This window comes from uncultured Frigoribacterium sp., assembly GCF_963515265.1.
Taxonomy (GTDB): domain Bacteria; phylum Actinomycetota; class Actinomycetes; order Actinomycetales; family Microbacteriaceae; genus Frigoribacterium.
In genome coordinates, this window is the sequence record NZ_CAUPYL010000161.1 from 1 (window position 1) to 5885 (window position 5885).

The window sequence follows — 5885 nt, forward strand, 5'->3', positions numbered from 1 at the left end:
CCTCGGGCTCGGCGGCCGGTGCGCGCGAGCCGCCCCGCGCCTCCCTGCTGATCGCCTTGAGGCGGTGCATCACGTCGTTGCCGCCGCGCCCGAACCAGTCGTGCAGCAGCAGGTACTCGGCGTAGAGCGCGTCGTACGCGTCGGCGGCGGCAGGGTCGGGCGTGTAGGAGGCGCGGTCCAGGCTGCCCATCGCGTCGCTGGCCACGCGGGTGTCCGGGTAGGCACCCGCGGCGACGGCGGCGTGGATCGCGGAGCCGAGCGCGGGGCCCTGCTCGCTGCGGATCGTGGAGATCGGCATGCGGAGGACGTCGCTGTAGGTCTGCATCAGGTGGCGGTTCTTGAGCAGGCCGCCGGCGGCGATGAACTCGGTGACGGGGACGCCGGAGTCGTTGAAGGCCTCGACGATGCGTCTCGTGCCGAACGCCGTGGCCTCGAGCAGCGCCCGGTAGCCGTCCTCGGGGGTCGTGCCGAGCGTCTGGCCGACGATCACGCCGCTCAGCTCGTGGTCGACGAGCACCGACCGGTTGCCGCTGTGCCAGTCGAGCGCGACGAGGCCGTGGGCGCCGACGGGCTGCTCGTAGGCGAGGTCGGTCAGGTACTGGTGCACGCTGGTGCCTGCCGCCTCCGCCGCGTCGACCGAGGACTGCGGCACCTGGTTGCGGACGTACCAGGCGAAGATGTCCCCGACGCCCGACTGACCGGCCTCGTAGCCGTAGAAGCCCTCCGTGATGCCGCCGTCGACGACGCCGCACATGCCGGGGACCTCGGCCAGCTCGGCGCCGTTCATGACGTGGCAGGTGCTCGTGCCCATGATCGCGACCATCTGGCCGGGCTGCGTGGCCTTGGCGGCGGGGGCCGTGACGTGAGCGTCGACGTTGCCGACGGCGACGGCTATGCCCTCGGGCAGGCCGGTCCAGCCGGCCGCCTCCGCCGTCAGCGTGCCGGCGGCGTCGCCGAGGGCGCCGATCTCGTGCGCGACCTTCGTCTCGGCGAAGTCGGCGAAGTCGGGGTTGAGCGCGGCGAGGAACTCGCGGCTCGGGTACTCGCCGTCCTGCAGGATGCCCTTGTAGCCGGCCGTGCAGGCGTTGCGGACGTACCGGCCGCTGAGCTGCCAGATGATCCAGTCGGCGGCCTCGACCCAGTGCTCGGTCGCGGCGTAGACCTCGGGGTCCTCCTCGAGCAGCTGGAGCCCCTTGGCGAACTCCCACTCGCTCGAGATGAGACCGCCGTAGCGCGGCAGCCACGACTCGCCGCGTTCGCGGGCGAGCTCGTTGATGCGGTCGGCCTGGCCCTGGGCGGCGTGGTGACGCCACAGCTTGACGTAGGCGTGCGGCCGGTCGGCGAACTGCTCGAGCTCGTTGAGGGGCGTGCCGTCGGCCGTCGTGGGGACCATCGTGCAGGCGGTGAAGTCGGTGCCGATCCCGATGACGGAGGCCGGGTCGACGCCGGACTCGGCGAGGGCACGGGGCACGGCCTGCTTGAGCACGTCGACGTAGTCGCTCGGCACCTGCAGCGCCCAGTCGGCGGGCAGTCGGGCCCCGCCGACGGGCAGGGTGCGATCGACCACGGCGTGCGAGTACTCGTGGGTGGCGGTGCCGAGCTCGGCCCCGTCGGACACGCGGACGACGACCGCCCGTCCGCTCAGCGTGCCGAAGTCGACGCCGACGACGTGTGCGTCGGGCGCGGCGGTGGTGTCTGCCATGGAACGTCCTTGTCCTGGTGGTGCGAGCCCCGGAGGGGCAGGTCAGGTGGTCTGCCCACGCGAAAGTGAGCGCTCACATTCTCACACGTCGCGGGTGGTGCGTGCAACGCGGGAGGGCCCCGGAGAGGACCGGACGAGGCCGGCCCGGCGACGGCTCAACGCCGAGGCGGCGCCGTCGAGCGCCGGACGACCAGCTCGGGCAGCACGGCGTCGACGGCCTCGTCGTCGCCCGCGAGCACGGCCTCGACCGTGTCCATGATGCGGCGGCCGAGGGCCTCGAAGTCCTGCCTGACAGTCGTGAGCGGGGGCAGGAAGTGCGCCGCCTCCGGCACGTCGTCGAAGCCGACGATGCTCACGTCGCGGGGCACCTCGAGGCCGGCGTCGCAGAACGCGTGCACGGCGCCCAGGGCCATCTGGTCGTTGGCGCAGAACACCGCGGTGACGTCTCCGCGCTCGGCGAGCTCGAGACCCAGCCTGTGCCCGGAGGCGGGCGTCCAGTCGCCCCGCAGCAGCGGCCCTGCGTCGAGGCCGAGCCGCCCGCACGCGTCGCGCCAGCCGCGCTCGCGGTCGCGCCCGTCCATCCACGCCTCGGGCCCCGCCACGTGGGCAACGGATCGGTGGCCGAGCGAGGCGAGGTGCTCGACGGCGAGCTCGGCACCGGCGGCCTGGTCGATCGACACGGTGTGGTGGCCGTCCTCGGCGACGCTGTCGGCGGTGACGAGGGGAACGGCCACCCGGGAGGAGCGCAGCACCTCGAGAGCCTCGGCATCCGGCGCGATGAGCACGATGGCGGCCACCGCCTGGCCGACGAAGGCGTCGACGGCCTGCTGGACGGCCCGGGCGTCGTCGCCGTCGAGGGTGGCCATCGACACCTGGTAGCCGGCGCGGCGAGCGGCGCCGTTGAAGCCGTGCATCGTGCTCGACGGGCCGTAGAAGGGGAACCCGGTGCTGATGAGCCCGATCGAGCGGGTCTTGCGGCTGGCGAGCGCCCGCGCGGTGAGGCTCGGGCGGTAGCTCAGCTTCTCGACGGCCGCGTCGACCTTCGCCTTGGTGGCGGGGCGCACGGTGGGGTCGCCGTTGACGACGCGCGACACCGTCTGGTGCGAGACGCCGGCCTCGGCCGCGACGTCGAAGAGGGTTGCCACTGTCTGATCCTAAAGGTCGTACGATTCCGGGCCGCGTCGAGGGATCAGGCACGAGCGGCGGCACCGCCGGCGGACGACGGAGGCGCGGTCCCCCCTGGGCCGCGCCTCCTGATCCGTCGACCGACCGACCGGTCGACGAGTCTCGTGGTGCCGAGCTGGTGCTCGCTCGCTCGCTGCTGCTACTACTTGCCGCTGGAGGCGGCCCGGCGCTTGTTGAAGACGTCGAACGCGACCGCGGCGAGCAGCACGAGCCCCTTGATGAGGGACTGGTACTCGGTGCCGACGCCGAGGATCGACATGCCGTTGTTCAGGATGCCGATGATCAGGCCTCCGACGATGGCGCCGGTGACCGTGCCGATGCCGCCCGTGACCGCCGCGCCGCCGATGAAGACGGCTGCGATGGCGTCGAGCTCGAACCCGTTGCCGGCGCTGGGGCTGGCGAGGTTCAGCTGGCCGGTGAAGACCAGGCCGGCCAGGGCGGAGATGACGCCCATGTTGACGAACAGCAGGAACGTGACGCGCTTCGTCTTGATGCCCGACAGCTCGGCGGCGTGCAGGTTGCCGCCGATCGCGTAGACGTGACGGCCGAAGACCGAGTTCTTCATGACGGTCGAGTACACGACGACGAGCACCGCGAGCACGACCAGGACGATCGGGGTGCCCGAGTAGCTGGCGAGGAGGAACCCGATGTACATGACGAGCGCGACCGTGAAGACCATCTTCGTGATGAACCACAGGAACGGCTCGTCCTCGAGCTGGTACTTGCGGCGCGTGGCACGGCCGCGCAGGCCGGTGCCGATGAGGGCCACGGAGGCGATGGCGCCGAGGACGAGCGTCAACGGCTCGTACCCGGTGGAGCCGAACGCGGGGAGGAAGCCCGAGCCGATGTCGCGGAAGCCCTGGGGGAAGGGCGAGATCTGCTGGCCCTGCAGCGCGATCTGCGCGGCGCCGCGGAAGGCGAGCATGCCCGCCAGGGTGACGATGAAGGCCGGGATGCCGAAGTAGGCGATCCAGAAGCCCTGCCAGGCGCCGACCAGGCCGCCCAGCACGAGGCAGAGGACGACCGCGACAGGCCAGGGCAGGCCCCACTGCGTGATCATGACGCCGGCCATGGCGCCCGTGAAGGCCACGATCGAGCCCACGGAGAGGTCGATGTGCCCCGCGATGATGACCATCACCATGCCGATGGCGAGGATCAGGATGTAGCTGTTCTGGACGACCAGGTTCGACACGTTGATCGGCGCGAGCGTGATGCCGTTGGTCGTGACCTGGAAGAACAGCACGATCACGATCAGCGCGATGAAGAGGCCGATCTGGCGCAGCTGCCCGCCGAGGTACGAGACCGCACCGACGATCGGGTTGCCGCCGGAGCCGCTCTGCGGCTGACGGGAGGTGGGCGACCCGCCCGTGGGCTTCGGGTCGGTGGCCTGGGTGGGGCTAGGCGCGCTCATTGACGGGGCTCTCTCGTTCGAGGGTCATGTACTTCAGGAGGAACTCGGGGGTCGCCTCGGCGATCGGCACGTCGGCCGTGATGCGTCCCTCCGAGAGCGTGTAGACGCGGTCGCAGATGCCGAGGATCTCGGGGAGCTCGCTCGAGATGACGATCACTCCCTTGCCGGCGTCCGCGAGCTGGTTGATGATCGTGTAGATCTCGTACTTCGCACCGACGTCGATGCCGCGGGTGGGCTCGTCGAGGATCAGCACGTCGGGGTCGGTGTACATCCACTTCGAGAGCACGACCTTCTGCTGGTTGCCGCCCGAGAGCTTGCCCGTCAGGGCGGCCACGCTCGGCGCCTTGATGTTCATGCTCTTGCGGTACCCCTCGGCGACCGTGCTCTCTTCCGAGCTGTTCACGAAGCCGGCCTTCGCCAGCTTGCGCAGGGCCGAGCCCGAGACGTTGCGCGTGATGTCGTCGATCAGGTTGAGGCCGTACTTCTTGCGGTCCTCGGTCGCGTACGCGATGCCGGCGTCGATGGCCTTGCTCACCGTGCTCGTGTCGATCTTCTCGCCGCGCTTGTAGACGGTGCCCGAGATGCCCGTGCCGTAGCTCTTGCCGAAGACGCTCATGGCGAGCTCCGTCCGCCCGGCGCCCATGAGGCCCGCGATGCCGACGATCTCGCCGGCCTTCACGTGCAGGTTCGCCTGGTGGATGATCTCGCGGGTCGCGTCGAGCGGGTGGTGGACGGTCCAGTCCTCGATGCGGAGGAGCTCCTCGCCCACGACGCTCTCGTGAGCCGGGTACCGGCTCTCGAGGTCGCGGCCGACCATGCCCTTGATGATGCGGTCCTCGGTGACCTCGCCGGCGTGCATGTCGAGCGTCTCGATCGTCTTGCCGTCGCGGATGATGGTGACCTTGTCGGCGATCGCCTTGATCTCGTTCAGCTTGTGGCTGATGATGATCGACGTGATCCCCTGCCCCTGCAGGCTCTTGATGAGGTCGAGCAGGTGGGCGGAGTCGTCGTCGTTCAGCGCCGCGGTCGGCTCGTCGAGGATGAGCAGCTTCACGCGCTTCGAGAGGGCCTTGGCGATCTCGACGAGCTGCTGCTTGCCGACGCCGATGTCGGTGACCTTGGTCACCGGGTTGTCGCGGAGGCCGACGCGGGCCAGGAGGCCGGCGGCGTCGAGGTTCGTCTTGTTCCAGTCGATGAAGCCGCCCTTGGACTGCTCGTTGCCAAGGAAGATGTTCTCGGCGATCGACAGGAAGGGGCTGAGCGCCAGTTCTTGGTGGATGATGACGACGCCCGCGGCCTCGGAGTCGTTGATGTTCTTGAAGTCGACGGGCTGGCCGTCGAGCAGGATCTGGCCGTCGAAGGAACCCGAGGGGTAGACCCCCGACAGCACCTTCATGAGCGTCGACTTGCCGGCGCCGTTCTCGCCGCAGATCGCGTGGACCTGGCCGCGCTCGACCTCCAGCGTGACGTCCTGCAGGGCCTTGACGCCGGGGAACGTCTTCGTGATGTCGCGCATCTCGAGGATCGTGTTCGCCACGTGTTCCTTCTCTCGTGCATGGGGTGGGGCGGAGCTGTGGGGCGCAGGAG

General features: G+C 70.1%; 4 protein-coding genes. All 4 read right to left on the minus strand.

Translation table 11 applies throughout. The features are described from left to right. Positions 1 to 1702: ribulokinase (araB, locus tag RWM17_RS11425; protein ID WP_314103785.1), on the minus strand; the 1702-nt coding region annotated here is incomplete at its 3' end. Between the two features lie 155 nt (positions 1703 to 1857). Beyond that, entirely contained in the window at positions 1858 to 2847 is a 990-nt protein-coding gene (locus RWM17_RS11430) for a LacI family DNA-binding transcriptional regulator (protein WP_314103786.1), read from the minus strand. A 182-nt stretch (positions 2848 to 3029) separates the two neighbouring features. Next, the gene (gene mmsB, locus RWM17_RS11435) at positions 3030 to 4298 is read right to left on the minus strand and encodes a multiple monosaccharide ABC transporter permease (RefSeq protein WP_314103788.1); all 1269 of its coding nucleotides are present in this window, start codon (positions 4296 to 4298) and stop codon (positions 3030 to 3032) included. Next, positions 4285 to 5835: a multiple monosaccharide ABC transporter ATP-binding protein gene (gene mmsA / locus RWM17_RS11440; protein ID WP_314103789.1), complete on the minus strand. Its 1551-nt coding sequence runs from the start codon at positions 5833 to 5835 to the stop codon at positions 4285 to 4287. The genes mmsB and mmsA overlap by 14 nt, the downstream gene beginning before the upstream one ends. Positions 5836 to 5885: the final 50 nt, after the last annotated feature.